This window comes from Rossellomorea sp. GQ25 (genome assembly GCF_059758515.1).
In genome coordinates this window covers 1,067,884-1,085,783 of the sequence record NZ_JCAXEQ010000001.1, presented here as the reverse complement: position 1 = coordinate 1,085,783, position 17,900 = coordinate 1,067,884, and the positions used below count along the sequence as shown (strand labels likewise).

Below are 17,900 nucleotides of genomic sequence, written 5' to 3'. Positions count from 1 at the left end.
ATGTCCAGCTCCAGGGGCTAGAGGCTCGAGGTCATTTCTGAAAAATCCCCAAGGCAAAAGGCGCCTTCAGGAATTTCCCAGAAATGCTTGTCGCCTCAGGACGAGCCCCTTCCGCTTTTCTAAATGTCCTGCTCCGGCGGCTAGCCCCTCGAGGTCATAAGTCAAATCAACCAAAAAGGCAAAGAACGCCTTTCCGGTTGATTCGTCTTATGCTTGTCGCCTCTGACCAAGCCGCCTCCGCTTTTCTTGCTGTAAAGTATTTTTTCTTGAAAGGTTTTAATTGTAGTATTGCATTATAGAGAGTTGTGTGATAAATTATTAAAGTATCTTTATGATAATAAGCGAAATGTGGAACTGAAATTAACTTCAGCTTCTTGTTAGTGAGGAGGGAATATATTATGGCAAAACAATGCGTAGTAACAGGCCGTAAAGCTAGCTCAGGTAACGCTCGCTCTCACGCAATGAATGCGAACAAGCGTACTTGGGGTGCAAACCTGCAAAAAGTTCGAATTCTTGTAGACGGAAAGCCTAAGAAAGTATGGGTTTCTGCAAGAGCGTTGAAATCTGGTAAAGTTGAACGCGTATAATACTTAAAACGAGAAGACGTCTAGTTGCTAGGCGTCTTTTTTCTATCTTCTGGCGCAGTGGGGTAAGGTGATCTGCTAGACACATAGAAAATCAGAACATTTCTTGATTAAGTATCTGGAACATGACCAATCCTTTCTCTAAAACATGATTATCATCACTCACCTCACCTGAAGTATAAATGATTAATCTTTGCATAATAAGGAAAAAATAGAGGGCATGACCTAACAAATCACGTAGAGATAATAGTTTATCTTTCAAAAACAGCATACTTATAGTAAAATGTTTTTAGCCAAGCATGTAATTAAAGGGGGAAAACATTCCATGTCCATCGAATTGAAAACGCAGTACGGACAAATTGATATTACGAATGATGTCATTGCAATGATTGCTGGAGGTGCAGCGGTGGATTGCTACGGAATTGTTGGAATGGCTTCAAAGAACCAAATTAAAGACGGGTTCACAGATATCTTACGTAAGGAAAATTTCACTCGCGGAGTGATTGTTCGTCAAGATGAAGAAGAAGTACATATTGATATGTATATTATTGTGAGTTATGGTACAAAAATTTCTGAGATTGCTCATAATGTACAATCCAAGGTTAAATATACTCTTGATAAGACCGTCGGCTTGGCGGTAGATTCAGTAAATATTTTTGTGCAGGGGGTTCGTGTCACGAACCCGTAGTGAGGAGGAAGATTCGTGTCGATTACATCTTTGGAAGGAAAACGTTTTGCTGAAATGGTGATACAAGGTGCCACCCAATTATCTGCGCATGCGCAGCTGGTTGACGCGCTGAACGTTTTTCCTGTTCCTGATGGTGATACTGGAACAAATATGAATTTATCCATGACTTCTGGTGCGAAGGAAGTTCAAAACCAAATTCAAGGTCATATTGGAAATGTGGCTGCTGCTCTTTCAAAAGGGTTATTGATGGGAGCAAGAGGTAACTCAGGTGTTATCTTATCCCAATTGTTCAGAGGCTTTGGTAAAGCGATTGAAGGGAAAGAATCCTTATCAAGTGCAGAATTTGCCAATGCACTTCAAACAGGAGTAGAAACGGCTTATAAAGCGGTTATGAAACCTGTTGAAGGAACGATTCTAACGGTTGCGAAAGATGCTGCCAGAAAAGGTGTTTCTGTAGCTGAATCAGAAAATGATTTCGTAAAGCTAATGCAGGCAATCGTCGATGAGGCTCAGGCTTCGTTAAATCGTACACCTGATTTACTTCCTGTTCTAAAGGAAGTGGGAGTGGTTGATAGTGGTGGTCAAGGACTACTATTCGTATATGAAGGATTTTTAGCTGAGCTAAAGGGAGAAAAGGTTTCAAATCAAGCTTCGTTACCTTCCATGAATGATCTCGTGAGTGCTGAGCACCATAAAACAGCTCAAGATTTCATGAGTACCGAGGATATTGAATTTGGCTATTGCACTGAATTCATGGTCAGGTTTGAACAAGACAAACAATCATTTAATGAAGAAGATTTCCGTCAGGATTTAAGTGGATTCGGTGATTCTCTGCTTGTCATAAGTGACGATGAATTAGCTAAAGTACATATCCATTCTGAACAACCGGGTGATGTATTGACGTATGGTCATAAATACGGAAGCCTCATCAATATCAAGATTGAGAACATGAGACAACAACACAGTAGCATCGTTGGTGAAACAAAGCCAGTGAAAGCGCAAGCTCCTGTTGCACCAAAAGAAGTTGACTTTGCCATTGTAACGGTTGCGATGGGTGAAGGGATTTCCGAGTTGTTCAAAAGCATCGGCGCTACCGCTGTGATCGAAGGTGGTCAAACGATGAATCCAAGTACGGAGGATATCGTGAAAGCTGTTGAAGAAGTGAATGCGAAGAAAGTCATTATCATGCCAAATAATAAAAACATTATTATGGCAGCAGATCAAGCCGCAGAAGTTCTTGAAATGGAAGTAGCTGTTGTACCTACGAAGACAGTACCTCAAGGAATGGCTGCATTACTTGCTTTTAATCCATCAGCCTCTGTTGAAGATAACAAGCAGTTAATGATTGAGGCTTCGAAGCAGGTCAAAACGGGTCAAATCACGTTTGCTGTAAGAGATACGAATATTGATGGTGTTGCGATTGCGAAAGATGACTTTATGGGAATCGCAGAAGGTAAGATTGTTATTTCTGATCATAACCGTCAAACGTCGGCACAAAGCTTATTAGAGAAAATGCTGGATGAAGACTCCGAAATTCTAACCATTCTATATGGTGAAGATGTAACAGAAGAGGACGTGCATTTATTAAAAGAGTATGTAGAAGAGCATTATGAAGATGTTGAAGTGGAAGTTCATAATGGTAAACAACCACTTTACTCCTATATATTCTCAGTTGAATAAGGAATAAAGGAAGGGGGCAGCTCTATATGGAGTTTGTCCCCTTCAATTATGTTAGAATGGTTGTATAGTTTGGATGTTAAGTGAGGGGGAAAAGTCATGAAATACAAAAGTGTATTTGATATTATTGGTCCTGTTATGATTGGTCCATCAAGCTCACATACGGCTGGTGCTGCCAGAATAGGAAGAGTGGCGAGAAACCTGTTTCGCAGGGAACCGAAATGGGCGACGATATCCTTTTATGGATCATTTGCAAAAACGTACAAGGGTCATGGAACAGACGTAGCCATTGTAGGTGGAATCCTCGATTATGATACATTTGATGAACGAATTATCGAATCAATCAATGTAGCAAAACAAAAAGGGATAAAGATCAAGTTTCAAGAGGAAGATGCCATCACGGATCATCCGAATACGGCTCGTATCCGGATGGGAGATGACAAAGGAGAAATTGAATTAGTGGGTATCTCCATTGGTGGAGGGAAAGTTGAAATTATCGAACTTAACGGATTTGAGCTCAAATTGTCAGGTCATCATCCTGCTATACTGGTCGTTCATGACGACAGATTTGGGGCGATTGCATCTGTATCCAATGTCATTGCCAAACATCAATTGAACATCGGGCATATGGATGTTTCGCGTAAAGAAAAGGGTCAGATGGCATTGATGACAATTGAAGTAGATCAGCTGATTGATGAAGCTGTCATCAATGAATTAACGTCACTGCCCAATATTACTCAAGTTACCCGGATTTCCGATTGATCAATTACTATAATGATAGCGTTTACATTCAGACGAGGAGGTCATTTTAATGTTTCGAAATGTAGCAGAGTTAGTTGAACTTGCTGAAAGTCAAAATAAGAAAATTTCTGATATTATGATTGAACAAGAAATAGAATTTACAGGCAAAACCTTTGAGGAAGTATACAGTCAAATGGAGAGAAATCTTGAAGTGATGGAACAGGCTGTAGCCAGAGGGCTGGAAGGTGTGAAATCACATTCAGGTTTAACAGGCGGGGATGCTGTGCTTTTACAAAAATATATTGAGAAAGGCCGCTCACTTTCTGGGGACACCATCCTGGATGCAGTAAGTAAAGCGGTAGCAACCAATGAAGTGAATGCTGCAATGGGAACGATTTGTGCGACGCCAACTGCAGGGTCAGCAGGGGTTGTTCCGGGAACATTGTTCGCTGTTAAAAATAAGCTGAATCCTACAAAAGATGAAATGATCCGCTTCTTATTTGCGTCTGGAGCGTTTGGGTTTGTTGTAGCGAATAACGCTTCCATCTCAGGTGCAGCTGGTGGATGTCAGGCTGAGGTTGGATCTGCCAGTGGAATGGCTGCAGCAGCGATCGTTGAAATGGCAGGGGGAACACCCAGTCAATCCGCTGAGGCCATGGCAATTACCTTAAAGAATATGTTAGGTCTTGTGTGTGACCCGGTTGCGGGACTCGTTGAGGTACCCTGTGTGAAGCGGAATGCAATGGGAGCTGCCAATGCGATGGTTGCGGCAGATATGGCACTTGCAGGCATTACGAGCCGTATTCCATGTGATGAAGTGATTGACGCCATGTACAAAATCGGTCAAACAATGCCGGTGGCTCTCCGTGAAACGGCTCAAGGAGGGTTGGCTGCCACCCCTACAGGCAGGGAGCTTGAAGCGAAAATCTTTGGGGTTTCCCTGAATAAACGTGAAGACTCATAACGAAGGACTAACGATCCAGGTCATCAAGGGGATTGGTGAAGAAACAGCTGTACAGCTGAATGCAATGGGGATTTATTCTGTTCTGGATTTGTTAGAATACCTGCCTTACAGGTACGAGGATTACAGGCTTCGAGATTTGGAGGAAGTAGCCCATGATGAGCGTGTCACAGTGGAAGGGAAGGTCCATTCAGAACCTGCATTAATGTATTATGGGAGAAAAAAATCGCGTTTAACCCTAAGAATATTGGTTGGAAGAAATTTAGTACAGGCCGTATTTTTTAATCAGCCGTATTTAAAGAAGAAAATAAACCTTCACGATACGGTGACTGTGACAGGGAAATGGGATAAGAATAGGCAAATCATAACAGTTCAGTATTTTCATTCTGGACCCCACGGGAAACAGGGTGACTTTGAACCTGTTTATTCATTAAGAGGCTCTATTAAAAACAACATACTAAGAAAATTCATTAAAAAGGCTTTTCAGGACTACAGTTATTTGTTGACGGAGAACCTGCCTCATCATCTTATGGAGAAATATAAGCTGTCCAATCGAGATGAGGCTCTTTATCAACTTCATTTTCCAGATTCCGCTGGTGACATGAAACAGGCAAGAAGACGATTTGTGTATGAGGAGTTCTTGTTGTTTCAACTGAAAATGCAGGCTCTTAGAAAATTTGAGAGAGAACATTCATCTGGTGTGCAGCAGCATTATGATTTAGATAAGGTCAAAGCGTTTGTTGACTCTTTGCCGTTTCCTTTAACTGATGCACAAAAGCGCGTGGTAAATGAAATTTCAGCAGATATGAAGTCCCCTTATCGTATGAACCGCCTTTTACAGGGTGACGTTGGTTCCGGGAAGACTGTCGTATCGGCTATTGCATTATACTCCAGTGTAACAGCAGGATATCAAGGGGCTTTAATGGTCCCTACAGAAATTCTCGCAGAACAGCACGCAAACTCTCTGAGTGAATTGTTGGAACCTGTGGGCCTTTCTGTTGCCCTGTTAACAAGCTCGGTAAAAGGAAAAAGAAGACGGCTTTTATTAGAAAAATTAAAAGACGGAGAAATTGATATACTTATTGGAACACACGCACTTATTCAGGAGGATGTTCAATTTAAGCATCTTGGCCTGGTTGTAACCGATGAACAGCATCGCTTTGGGGTAAATCAAAGACGTGTACTCAGGGAAAAAGGGGAAAGTCCTGATGTATTATTTATGACAGCAACTCCTATTCCACGGACTCTTGCCATTACGGTGTTTGGTGAAATGGATGTAAGTATAATCGACCAAATGCCAGCAGGGAGAAAGGCGATTGAAACTTACTGGGCTAAAGCGGATATGTTATCAAGGGTGCTTTCGTTTATGGACAAGGAATTAGATCAAGGCAGGCAGGCCTATGTGATTTGTCCGCTGATTGAAGAGTCGGACAAACTGGATGTTCAAAATGCGATAGATGTTTACAATCAATTGCTGCACTACTTTGAAGGACGTTACAACGTAGGGTTGATGCATGGAAGGCTTCACCCCGATGAGAAGGATGAAGTGATGAGGGAGTTTAGTGCAAACCATCTTCAAGTACTTGTATCCACCACGGTTGTCGAAGTGGGTGTGAATGTTCCAAACGCTACTTTCATGCTGATATATGATGCCGAACGCTTTGGGTTGTCTCAGCTTCACCAGTTAAGGGGAAGGGTTGGACGAGGCGAACATCAATCCTATTGCATTCTTCTTGCCGAACCGAAAACCGAGGTTGGAAAAGAACGAATGAAGATCATGACGGAAACCAATGATGGATTTGTTCTGAGTGAAAAAGACCTTGAACTAAGGGGTCCAGGCGATTTCTTTGGAAGAAAGCAGAGCGGGCTTCCTGAGTTTAAAGTGGCAGATATGGTGCATGACTATCGTGCGTTGGAAGTTGCGAGAGATGATGCTGCAGGCTTAATTCAATCCGATCATTTCTGGAAGGATCCCGAATATGAACCGCTCAGGGAGTATTTATCCGGGGCGGGGATATTAGAGGGTGAAAAGCTAGACTAGACAGGCAGATTGTGAGATTATTTCTTGCAATCTGCTTTTTTTGATTATATACTACTATTAGTACCTAGTACTAATACTGGACGGTGTTGATATTGAGACTTTCAAAGAAAGAAAGACAGGGAAACCTTACAGACACGATAAAGGAAAATCCTTTCATAACAGATGAAGAATTAGCTGAACGTTTTCGAGTAAGTGTGCAGACAATCAGGTTGGATCGTATGGAATTATCGATCCCTGAACTTCGTGAACGGATTAAATATGTGGCAGAGAAGTCATTTGAAGATGAAGTGAAATCATTACCTATTGAAGAGATTATTGGAGAAATTATTGATATAGAGTTAGATCAGAGCGCGATTTCCATTTTTGATGTGAAACAAGAACATGTTTTCGTTCGAAATAGGATAGCGAGGGGGCACCATTTATTTGCTCAAGCGAACTCTCTTGCTGTTGCCGTTATTAATGATGATCTAGCGTTGACTGCCAAGTCAACGATCCGATTCACTCGACCTGTAAAGGAAGGTGAGCGTGTTGTTGCAAAAGCGAAAGTGATACATATGAAAGATCAAAAGGATCGAACAACTGTAGAAGTTCAAAGTGTAGTCGGTAGCGAACTCGTTTTCATAGGTGAATTTGAGATGTATCGCTCTAAAAATTCTGCAAAGGATGAAGCGTAGATGAAGTTAGCCGTAGATGCAATGGGCGGAGATCATGCTCCTAAAGAAATAGTTCTTGGTGTAAAACGGGCATTAAGTGAATTTAATGATATAGAAGTGGTTTTATACGGAGATGAAAACCAAATCAAACAGTACATCACACCAGTTGATCGATTGACAATCGTTCATACGGATGAAGTGATCGAGGCAACAGACGAACCTGTAAGAGCCGTCAAACGCAAGAAGAATGCATCGATGGTGCTGATGGCACAAGCGGTCAATAATGGAGAAGCGGATGCGTGTATTTCAGCAGGGAATACAGGTGCCCTTATGACAGCTGGATTGTTCATTGTAGGCAGAATTGATGGAATTGAACGACCTGCCTTGGCACCTACGCTTCCAACATTGGATGGTAAGGGATTTCTTATGCTCGATTTAGGTGCAAATGTAGATGCCAAGCCTGAACATCTGTTGCAATATGCCATCATGGGGAGCATATATGCCGAGAAAGTAAGAGGTATCAACAATCCTCGCGTAGGTTTATTAAACATCGGGACTGAAGATAAAAAAGGGAATGAATTAACCAAGAAGACCTTCCAATTATTAAAGGACGCTCCTATTCATTTTATTGGAAATGTAGAGTCCAGGGACTTACTTGAAGGTCCTGCGGATGTGGTCGTAACCGATGGATTCACCGGCAACATGGTGTTGAAGACGATTGAGGGAACGGCTCTTTCTGTTTTCTCTATGCTTAAAAAGACGTTCACAGCGTCAACAAAAAATAAATTGGCTGCAGGATTAGTGAAAAATGATTTAAAGCAAATGAAAAATATGCTTGATTATACAGAGTATGGAGGCGCGGGCTTAATTGGTCTGAAGGCACCGGTGATTAAAGCCCATGGCTCTTCAAATGAAGTTGCCCTATATAATGCCATGAGACAAGCCAGAGAAATGGTGAAACACAATGTCGCCAATACCATTAAAGATGCTATCAAGGGGAGTGAAGAATAAAATGAGTAAAATTGCGTTCATTTTTCCTGGACAAGGTTCTCAAACTGTTGGGATGGGAAAAGAATTAGCTGACAAATACCCTGAAGTACAAGCGTATTTCACTAAAGCGGATGAAAGATTGGAATCGGAATTAACAAGTGTTATATTTGATGGACCGCAAGAAGAGCTTACTCAAACGACAAATGCTCAGCCAGCTCTATTAACAACGAGCATCGCGATTCTAGATCGTTTAAAAACAGAAGGTATTACAGCAGATTATACGGCCGGACATAGCTTAGGTGAATATTCCGCCTTGGTAGCGGCGGGTGCCCTCCGCTTTGAAGATGCGGTGTATGCTGTTCGTAAAAGAGGGGAATTCATGGAAGAAGCGGTTCCGAGTGGAGAAGGCACGATGGCTGCTGTTCTGGGTATGGCAAGAGAACCACTCAAAGAAATTACCGATCTTGTAACGAAAGAGGGAAATCCAGTGGGGCTGGCAAACTTAAATTGTCCTGGTCAAATTGTGATTTCAGGTACGGTGAAAGGAGTGGAATTTGCTTCAGAGAAAGCCAAAGAAGCTGGAGCAAAGAGGGTCATTCCACTTCAAGTGAGTGGTCCGTTCCATTCTCAATTAATGAAACCTGCTGCAGATCAGTTTGTTACAATTTTGGATTCAATAACGATTGAAGATGCAGCTGTACCGGTCATTGCGAATGTGACGGCAGAACCTGTGACTGATCGAGAAGAAATCAAGCGTTTATTAATCGAACAATTATACTCACCTGTTCAATGGGAAGATTCTGTTGAGAAACTGCTTGAATTAGATGTGGATACGTTTATTGAAGTTGGACCTGGTAAAGTACTTTCAGGCTTAGTGAAGAAAGTGAATAGACGGGTGAAAACTTATGCTGTTCAAGATGAAGCATCATTGGAACAAACCATCCAAGCGTTAAAGGAGGAAGCTTAAATGAATTTAGAAGGAAAAGTTGCCCTTGTAACGGGAGCATCCCGGGGAATCGGAAGGGAAATTGCTCTTGAGCTTGCCCGCAAAGGCTGTAATGTAGCCGTCAACTATTCTGGTAGTGAAGCGAAGGCAAATGAAGTTGTCGATGAGATTAAAGGTTTAGGCCGGGAAGCCATTGCCGTACAATGTAATGTATCAGATAGTGATGCTGTTCAAGCGATGGTGAAGGAAACGATTGGCGAATTCGGTTCAGTTGATATTCTTGTTAATAATGCTGGAATCACGAAGGATAATTTATTAATGAGAATGAAAGAAGCAGAATGGGATGATGTAATCAACATCAATCTTAAAGGCGTTTTCCTTTGTACCAAGGCTGTTACACGCCAAATGATGAAGCAAAGAAGTGGTAGAATCATCAATATTTCTTCGATTGTCGGTGTGAGTGGAAACCCTGGACAGGCCAACTATGTGGCTGCTAAATCTGGTGTAATCGGATTAACGAAAACTACAGCCAAAGAATTAGCACCTCGTGGCATCACAGTGAATGCAATCGCTCCGGGTTTCATTTCCACGGATATGACGGATCAGCTTCCGGAAGATGTACGTAATGAAATGTTAAAGCAAATCCCTTTAAGCCGCTTTGGTGATCCTCAGGATATTGCGAAGGTGGTAACGTTCGTTGCATCTGAGTCTGCTTCTTATATGACAGGGCAAACTCTTCATATCGATGGTGGAATGGTCATGTAATGGCAAATAAATAATAATTTATAGATTGTTTTCGTGGATACTCTTTTCATTAGAGGTCAAAATGCTCTATAATACTTGAGGGGAGGTGACAAAAATGGCAGAAGTATTAGATCGTGTAACAAAAATTATCGTAGATCGTCTAGGTGTAGATGAATCTCAAGTAACTCTTGAAGCTTCTTTCAAAGAAGATCTAGGAGCTGACTCCCTTGATGTAGTTGAGCTGGTTATGGAACTTGAAGATGAATTTGACATGGAAATCTCTGACGATGATGCTGAAAAAATCGGCACAGTAGGTGATGCTGTGAACTACATAAAAGCAAAAGCTTAATCGTTAGATTGAATTTCAAGATAAGCACATGCTGATCTTTTATTCAAAACCATTTAAAACTTGGTAGAGGTCTCACTTCTACCAAGTTTATTTGTGTTCTAACATGCGCAAGAAACTTTTGCGTAATTGCTTTTTTTAGCATAAACTTGATAAGTAGAAAAAAGAGAACATATATAGCAAGGTGGAGTGCCTTATGCGGAAGCAAAGTAGAAACAAAATATCCAAACATAAAAATGATAGTAAGTTTAAAACGTTTCAAGGTGAAATCGGAATACAATTTGATGATGAAAAACTACTTAAACAAGCTTTTACTCATTCATCCTATGTGAATGAGCATCGTCGTAAGCCTTATGAAGACAACGAACGCTTAGAATTTCTTGGAGATGCCGTTTTGGAATTAACGGTTTCTCAATTCTTATTCAAGAAGTACCCAATGATGAGTGAGGGTGAACTTACGAAGTTAAGGGCAGCCATAGTATGTGAGCCTTCCTTGGTTAAGTTCTCGATAGAAATGAATTTCGGTGAACTCATCTTACTTGGTAAAGGTGAAGAAATGACAGGCGGTCGGGAAAGACCAGCATTACTCGCAGATGTCTTTGAGGCGTTTATCGGAGCGGTATATTTGGATCAAGGGTTAGAAACAGTGATTTCAATCCTTGAAAAAGTTGTCTATCCAAAAATTAACGTCGGTGCTTTTTCTCATGTGATGGATTATAAGAGTCAGTTACAAGAGCTGGTCCAACGAGGCAGTGCAGGGATGATTGAATACAGCATCCTTGAAGAAAGCGGGCCTGCCCATAACCGGCAGTTTATTTCCCGAGTCAGTTTAAATGACGAAGAATTAGGTATTGGAAAAGGCCGATCGAAGAAGGAAGCTGAACAACAAGCCGCACAGAAGGCTCTTGAGAAGCTAAAACAAAAGCTAGACGCTAAATAGGGGGAAAGAAGATGTTCCTCAAACAACTAGAAGTAATGGGGTTTAAATCTTTTGCAGAAAGAATATCCGTGGAGTTTGTCCCGGGTGTTACAGCTGTTGTGGGACCAAACGGCAGTGGAAAAAGCAATATTATAGACGCGATTCGCTGGGTACTGGGTGAGCAATCAGCGAAAAGTCTGCGTGGATCAAAAATGGAAGATGTTATATTTGCCGGGAGTGATTCAAGAAAAGCCCTCAACATAGCAGAGGTAACCCTTGTCTTAGATAATGAAGACGGTACCCTTCCGATCGATTACAGTGAAATCAGTGTTACAAGACGAGTGTATCGCTCTGGAGATAGTGAGTATTTACTTAATAAGCAACCTTGTCGATTGAAAGACATCATTGAATTATTTATGGATTCGGGTTTGGGGAAAGAAGCGTTCTCCATTATCAGTCAGGGGAAAGTGGAGGAAATCCTAAATAGTAAGCCTGAAGAACGAAGAACCATATTTGAAGAGGCAGCCGGGGTATTGAAATATAAAACACGGAAGAAAAAGGCGGAGAATAAGTTATTCGAAACACAGGAAAATCTTAATCGTGTGAATGACATTCTTCATGAGTTGGAAGGGCAGGTAGAACCCCTTAAAATTCAAGCTTCGATGGCACGTGATTATTTGGAGAAAAAAGAAGAGCTGGAGAAGTTCGAGGTCGCATTGACGGTCTATGATATTGAGGATTTACATAAGCAGTGGGAAAAGCTCAGTGAAGAATTTGAACATCATGGAAAAGAAGAACTGGCCTTTTCCACGCGCATACAAAAGAAAGAAGCCGTTCTAACCCAAACCCGTGATAAAATTGCGGCTCTTGATGAGTCGATTTCAAATCTTCAGGAAGTGCTTCTGGCTACAAGTGAAGAATTAGAGAAACTTGAGGGTAGAAAACAAGTTCTAGTGGAACGGAAGAAAAATTCGTCTTCCAACGAAACTCAAATAAAACAATCGATAGAAGAAGCAGAGGAACAAATTCAACAACTGTCTTCTGAAAAAGAGAAAGCAGAAATGGAATTCAAGTCTATCGATTCAGACGTTAAGGAACTAAAAGAGCTCCTCATAGCGAAACAGAATCAATTTAAGCATTACAATGAAAATATTGAAGATGTAATAGAATCCTTTAAAAGTGATTACATTGAAAAGCTGAATCAGCAGGCTTCAGCCAAAAATGAAATTCAGTACCTTGAGCAGCAGCTGGAGCAACAATCCAATCGAAGTGGCCGATTAGAAGCAGAAAATGAAAAATATGTGGTTCAGCGTGATGAATTGCACCTGAGCCACAAAGAACTTTCGAAAGTGCTGCAAGAACAAAGAGAGATAATCGATGAGCACATATTCTTCTACCGTGAGGAACAACAAAAGCTTGAGTCGGTGAAGGCAAAATATGAAAAGCAAGAAAAAAACCTATATCAAGCTTTCCAATTCCTGCAACAGGCAAAATCCCGGAAAGAAATGCTTGAGGAAATGGAAGATGATTATACAGGTTTCTTCCAAGGTGTAAAAGAAGTCCTTAAAGAACGTAACGGTCAGTTAACTGGTGTTCAAGGAGCGGTTGCGGAACTGATAACCGTACCTAAATCATATGAAACGGCTATGGAGACAGCTCTGGCAGCCTCCATGCAGCATATCGTGGTTGATACTGAAGAAGATGGCCGAAAAGCCATTGCTTTCTTAAAGAAGAACCAATATGGCCGTGCTACTTTCTTACCGATGAACGTGATCAAAGGGAAATCGATACCAGATAGTCAAAAAAATATGCTTAAGGGGCATCCTTCCTTTATAGGAGTAGGAACAGATCTTTTGAATTATGATCAGCGCTTCCAAATGGTGATTTCGAACCTGGTTGGAAATGTAATCATCACGAAGGATTTAAAGGGAGCAAATGAAATCGCAAAGCTTATACAATATCGCTACCGTCTCGTAACTTTGGACGGAGATGTGGTAAATCCTGGTGGGTCCATGTCCGGTGGTACCGTGAAGCAGAAGAAAAATTCGCTTCTCTCCAGAAAAAGTGAGCTTGAAGAAATGAAAGCAAAGCTTGCAACGATGGAAAGTCAGACTGAACAGCTTCAATCTCAAGTGAAATCACTGAAAGAAGAAAGCAGCTTCAGAGAGAAGAAGCTGGAAGAAATGAGAGTGAAAGGAGAGCGTTTGCGACTCAAGGAGCAAGAGCTTCTTTCCCAACTTCGTGAAAATGAATTATCCCAACAAAATCTGGATGAAAGGCTTTCCCTATATGACTTGGAGAAAAAAGACTTTACGTCGGTTAAAGAAAAGCATGATTCCAGAACGAAAGAATTAAGAACATCTCTCGATGAGATAGGGGAAGAGATTACAAGGCTCGATCAAAAGATTAGCGAGCTTACTCTCCAAAAGAATAGTGAACGAACGTCCAAGGATGCTTTATTGAACGAAATCAGTGATATAAAAGCAAACCTGGCCGCACGAAACGAGCAATTGGTTAACTGTCGTAATCAATTAATTCGTGTGCAGGAAACGATCATCGATACAAACAAGCGAAAGGCGACTTTACAAGATGATTTGGAGTGGCTGCAGACTGAAATGAAGGATAATTTTTCAGGAGAAGAGCAGCTTGGGAAGAAGGCTGAAGAGTGTGCGATTCAAAAATCAGAAACTTTAAATTTGATTTCTTTACGACGGAAAGAGCGCTTAAATCTTCAACATGGGGTTGAAGACGAGGAGCTCAAGTTGAAAGAATTAAAGCGTCAGCATAAAGGGTTGGTAGGAGCTTTAAGGGACGAGGAAGTGAAAATCAATCGTCTGGATGTTGAACTGGAAAATCGACTTGATCATTTACGTGATGAGTATATGCTTTCGTTTGAAGCGGCTAAGTCGGACTACCCCTTAACGATTGAGGTCGAAGAAGCGAGAAAGAAAGTAAAACTTGTGAAATTGGCCTTGGAAGAACTGGGAACCGTCAATCTCGGTGCCATTGATGAATATGAACGAGTTAAAGAACGGTACGAATTTTTAGTAGAGCAAAAGAATGATTTAACTGAAGCGAAGGACACACTATATCTGGTCATTAATGAAATGGATTCAGAAATGATCAAACGTTTTGATCAAACCTTCACGGCGATTCAAGTGGAATTTGAAGGTGTATTTAAAGCATTGTTTGGAGGTGGACGAGCTCAGTTAAAGCTGACAGATCCAACTGATCTCCTTCATACGGGTGTTGATATAGTAGCCCAGCCTCCAGGAAAGAAGCTGCAGAACCTTGGGCTGATGTCCGGGGGAGAACGAGCCTTAACAGCTATTGCCCTGCTATTTTCAATACTCAAGATCCGACCTGTCCCATTCTGTATACTGGATGAGGTAGAGGCGGCTCTTGATGAAGCAAATGTACAGAGGTTCAGTCAATATTTAAAGAAATTCAGTGACGAAACACAATTCATTGTCATAACCCATCGTAAAGGAACGATGGAAGAAGCCCACGTGCTTTACGGTGTAACGATGCAGGAATCCGGTGTGTCCAAATTAGTATCAGTCAGACTTCAAGAAACAAAGGAATTGCTTGAAACTTAGGTAAGGGGTGTGAAAGGTTGAGTTTTTTTAAGAAGCTTAAAGATAAATTTACACAATCGAGTGACAACGTATCAGAGAAATTTAAAGATGGACTAAGTAAAACGAGAAATAACTTTACATCAAAGGTCAATGACCTGGTTGCGAGATACCGCAAAGTGGATGAAGAATTTTTTGAAGAGCTGGAAGAAATCCTGATCGGAGCGGATGTTGGTTTTGATACGGTCATGGAAATGATAGACGAACTAAAGCTTGAAGTAAAGCGGAGAAATATTCAAGACACTGAAGATGTTCAATCAGTCATTTCAGAGAAGCTCGTAGAAATCTACCAAGGTGATCATGAAGAGGACACCAGCCTGAACATTCAAGACGACCAATTGACGGTTTTGTTGTTTGTCGGAGTGAATGGTGTAGGAAAGACGACGACCATCGGAAAAATGGCTCATATGTTCAAGGAACAAGGTAAGAATGTGGTACTTGCAGCAGGTGATACATTCCGTGCAGGAGCAATCGAACAGCTTGAAGTATGGGGTGAGCGTGTAGGAGTTCCAGTCATTAAACAAGCTGCAGGAAGCGATCCGGCAGCGGTTATGTTTGATGCTGTTCAATCTGCCAAAGCGAAAAAAGCAGACATTCTTATTTGCGATACAGCAGGAAGATTACAAAATAAAGTGAATCTGATGAAAGAGCTTGAAAAAGTGAAGCGGGTGATTGAAAGAGAAGTTCCAGGGGCTCCTCATGAAGTTTTACTCGTTCTCGACGCGACCACAGGTCAAAATGCCATGGTGCAAGCGAAAACCTTTAAAGAAGCAACAGATGTCTCAGGAATCGTCCTGACGAAGCTGGATGGTACAGCAAAAGGTGGTATCGTGCTGGCGATCAGAAACGAGCTCAAAATCCCTGTGAAATATGTAGGTTTAGGAGAAAAAATGGATGACCTCCAGCCGTTCGATGCTGAAAAGTATGTATACGGCTTATTCTCAAACCTGGTTGATAAAGAAGAAGAATAGCTTCAAGAATCGATAGGGTAGCCTGATGGAAGACTTTAAGAAGTCATCTTCCAGGTTACTCTTCTTTTGTGTAGAGAATATGAATGCTGTTTGGGATTTTCTCTATGAAAAATCCATAAGTATCCTTGACAATCACCCGTAAACACTGTATTCTTCATATGTAAAGGTTTTTCACTTAACAAGGAGGGATATCCGTGCTGGAGAAAACGACCAGAATGAATTATCTCTACGATTTTTATCAATCTTTGTTAACTCCTAAGCAGAGTAGCTATATGTCCCTCTATTATTTGGATGATTTCTCTTTAGGAGAAATCGCTGAAGAGTATAATGTCAGTCGACAAGCAGTGTATGATAACATTAAACGAACAGAGGCCATGATCGAGGAGTACGAAGAAAAGCTTTTATTATTTAAAAAATTTCAAGAACGCAACGAGATTCTTGATCAACTCAGACAAAAAATAGAAGAACCATCAATCGATTCTTCTCATTGTTTAAAACTCATTGATGATCTTGAAATATTGGATTAGGAGGCGGCATGAATGGCATTTGAAGGATTAGCCGACCGACTGCAAGGTACAATACAAAAAATCCGTGGAAAAGGAAAGATTTCAGAAGCGGATGTTAAAGAGATGATGCGTGAAGTTCGTCTTGCTCTTTTGGAAGCAGACGTTAATTTTAAAGTGGTGAAGCAATTCGTCAAGAAAGTAAGTGAACGGGCTGTTGGACAAGAAGTCATGAAGAGTCTTACACCAGGACAACAGGTCATTAAAGTTGTTCAAGAAGAGCTTACAAGTTTGATGGGTGGCGAACAAAGTCAGATTGCCGTAGCTAAGCGTTCTCCAACTGTCATTATGATGGTTGGTTTACAAGGTGCAGGTAAAACGACGACCACTGGAAAGCTTGCGAACCTGCTTCGAAAGAAACATAACCGCAAACCACTATTAGTGGCTGCTGATATTTACCGTCCCGCTGCCATCAAGCAGTTGGAAACCATCGGGAAGCAATTAAGCCTACCTGTGTTTTCACTGGGAGATCAGGTGAGTCCGGTTGAAATTGCGAAAAGAGCCATCGAAAAGGCAAAAGAAGAACATCACGATTATGTTCTGATTGATACAGCAGGTCGACTTCACATTGATGAAAACCTAATGGGAGAGTTGAAAGAAATTAAAGAACTCTCAAATCCCGATGAGATATTTCTTGTAGTGGATGCCATGACAGGTCAAGATGCGGTTAATGTTGCCCAAAGCTTCAATGAAGATCTTGGTATATCAGGTGTTGTGCTGACAAAACTTGATGGTGATACACGAGGCGGGGCCGCATTATCCATCCGTTCAGTCACTGAAAAACCAATTAAATTTGTTGGGATGGGCGAGAAGATGGATGCTTTGGAAGCATTCCATCCTGAGCGTATGGCGTCAAGGATTCTCGGTATGGGAGATGTTTTATCCCTCATCGAAAAGGCTCAGGCCAATGTAGATGAAGAGAAGGCCAAAGAACTTGAACAAAAAATGCGTACCATGTCTTTCACTTTTGATGATTTCCTGGAGCAATTAGGTCAAGTAAGGCAAATGGGCCCACTTGATGAGTTACTGAAAATGATGCCTGGAGCAAACAAAATGAAGGGCTTGGATAAGATTCAAGTCGATGACAAGCAAATCAGTCATGTTGAGGCAATCATCCAATCGATGACGAAGGATGAGAAAATCCATCCGGAAACCATCAATGCTTCGCGTCGTAAAAGAATTGCGAAAGGGAGCGGAACATCTATTCAAGAGGTAAACCGACTTCTGAAACAATTCGAGGACATGAAGAAAATGATGAAACAAATGAGCGGCATGCAAGGAAAAGGTAAGAAAAAAAATGGGGTGAAATTCCCATTTATGTAAGCAATTCGTTCGATTTTTCACAAGAAAAATTGAACTGTTAAGAAAAAACACTTTACAAACAAAATACACATTTGATATTATACTAACTTGTGTGAAACTATTCGGAGGTGCTTTAATT

The 17,900-nt window shown here is 41.3% G+C and carries 16 protein-coding genes; all 16 read left to right on the top strand.

Annotated features, from left to right (window positions below):
• The first annotated feature begins 398 nt into the window (after positions 1-398).
• The 16 genes from rpmB (at position 399) to ffh (ending at position 17,782) form a co-directional block, all read left to right on the top strand.
• Positions 399-587 (top strand): 50S ribosomal protein L28, encoded by a 189-nt coding sequence (rpmB, locus tag AC6CIB_RS05775; protein ID WP_034755741.1) that lies wholly within the window; start codon positions 399-401, stop codon positions 585-587.
• Between the two features lie 322 nt (positions 588-909).
• Positions 910-1,272: an Asp23/Gls24 family envelope stress response protein gene (locus tag AC6CIB_RS05770; RefSeq protein WP_034755738.1), complete on the top strand. Its 363-nt coding sequence runs from the start codon at positions 910-912 to the stop codon at positions 1,270-1,272.
• A gap of 15 nt (positions 1,273-1,287) precedes the next feature.
• Positions 1,288-2,952, top strand: a complete 1,665-nt coding sequence (locus AC6CIB_RS05765) for a DAK2 domain-containing protein (protein ID WP_498278588.1) — start codon at positions 1,288-1,290, stop codon at positions 2,950-2,952.
• Between the two features lie 96 nt (positions 2,953-3,048).
• Complete coding sequence (sdaAB, locus tag AC6CIB_RS05760) at positions 3,049-3,711, top strand: L-serine ammonia-lyase, iron-sulfur-dependent subunit beta (RefSeq protein ID WP_498278586.1); 663 nt, start codon at positions 3,049-3,051, stop codon at positions 3,709-3,711.
• 49 nt (positions 3,712-3,760) lie between these two features.
• Positions 3,761-4,654: an L-serine ammonia-lyase, iron-sulfur-dependent, subunit alpha gene (gene sdaAA / locus AC6CIB_RS05755; protein WP_498278584.1), complete on the top strand. Its 894-nt coding sequence runs from the start codon at positions 3,761-3,763 to the stop codon at positions 4,652-4,654.
• Positions 4,641-6,692 (top strand): ATP-dependent DNA helicase RecG, encoded by a 2,052-nt coding sequence (gene recG / locus AC6CIB_RS05750; RefSeq protein WP_498278582.1) that lies wholly within the window; start codon positions 4,641-4,643, stop codon positions 6,690-6,692. The genes sdaAA and recG overlap by 14 nt, the downstream gene beginning before the upstream one ends.
• A 92-nt stretch (positions 6,693-6,784) precedes the next feature.
• Positions 6,785-7,366: a transcription factor FapR gene (gene fapR, locus AC6CIB_RS05745; RefSeq protein WP_498278580.1), complete on the top strand. Its 582-nt coding sequence runs from the start codon at positions 6,785-6,787 to the stop codon at positions 7,364-7,366.
• Positions 7,367-8,356: a phosphate acyltransferase PlsX gene (gene plsX, locus AC6CIB_RS05740; RefSeq protein WP_498278578.1), complete on the top strand. Its 990-nt coding sequence runs from the start codon at positions 7,367-7,369 to the stop codon at positions 8,354-8,356.
• Between the two features lies 1 nt (position 8,357).
• Positions 8,358-9,302 (top strand): ACP S-malonyltransferase, encoded by a 945-nt coding sequence (gene fabD / locus AC6CIB_RS05735; RefSeq protein ID WP_498278576.1) that lies wholly within the window; start codon positions 8,358-8,360, stop codon positions 9,300-9,302.
• Positions 9,303-10,046, top strand: coding sequence for a 3-oxoacyl-[acyl-carrier-protein] reductase (gene fabG, locus AC6CIB_RS05730; RefSeq protein ID WP_498278574.1), 744 nt, complete (start codon positions 9,303-9,305; stop codon positions 10,044-10,046).
• Between the two features lie 94 nt (positions 10,047-10,140).
• Complete coding sequence (acpP, locus tag AC6CIB_RS05725; RefSeq protein WP_113968250.1) at positions 10,141-10,374, top strand: acyl carrier protein; 234 nt, start codon at positions 10,141-10,143, stop codon at positions 10,372-10,374.
• A gap of 193 nt (positions 10,375-10,567) precedes the next feature.
• Entirely contained in the window at positions 10,568-11,311 is a 744-nt protein-coding gene (rnc, locus tag AC6CIB_RS05720) for a ribonuclease III (protein ID WP_498278572.1), read from the top strand.
• A gap of 11 nt (positions 11,312-11,322) precedes the next feature.
• On the top strand, positions 11,323-14,889 hold the full coding sequence (smc, locus tag AC6CIB_RS05715; protein ID WP_498278570.1) for a chromosome segregation protein SMC: 3,567 nt from the start codon (positions 11,323-11,325) through the stop codon (positions 14,887-14,889).
• 17 nt (positions 14,890-14,906) lie between these two features.
• Positions 14,907-15,896: a signal recognition particle-docking protein FtsY gene (gene ftsY, locus AC6CIB_RS05710; RefSeq protein WP_498278568.1), complete on the top strand. Its 990-nt coding sequence runs from the start codon at positions 14,907-14,909 to the stop codon at positions 15,894-15,896.
• 194 nt (positions 15,897-16,090) lie between these two features.
• Positions 16,091-16,423: a putative DNA-binding protein gene (locus AC6CIB_RS05705; RefSeq protein ID WP_498278566.1), complete on the top strand. Its 333-nt coding sequence runs from the start codon at positions 16,091-16,093 to the stop codon at positions 16,421-16,423.
• A 12-nt stretch (positions 16,424-16,435) separates the two neighbouring features.
• The gene (gene ffh, locus AC6CIB_RS05700; RefSeq protein ID WP_498278564.1) at positions 16,436-17,782 is read left to right on the top strand and encodes a signal recognition particle protein; all 1,347 of its coding nucleotides are present in this window, start codon (positions 16,436-16,438) and stop codon (positions 17,780-17,782) included.
• The last annotated feature ends 118 nt before the right edge of the window (positions 17,783-17,900 follow it).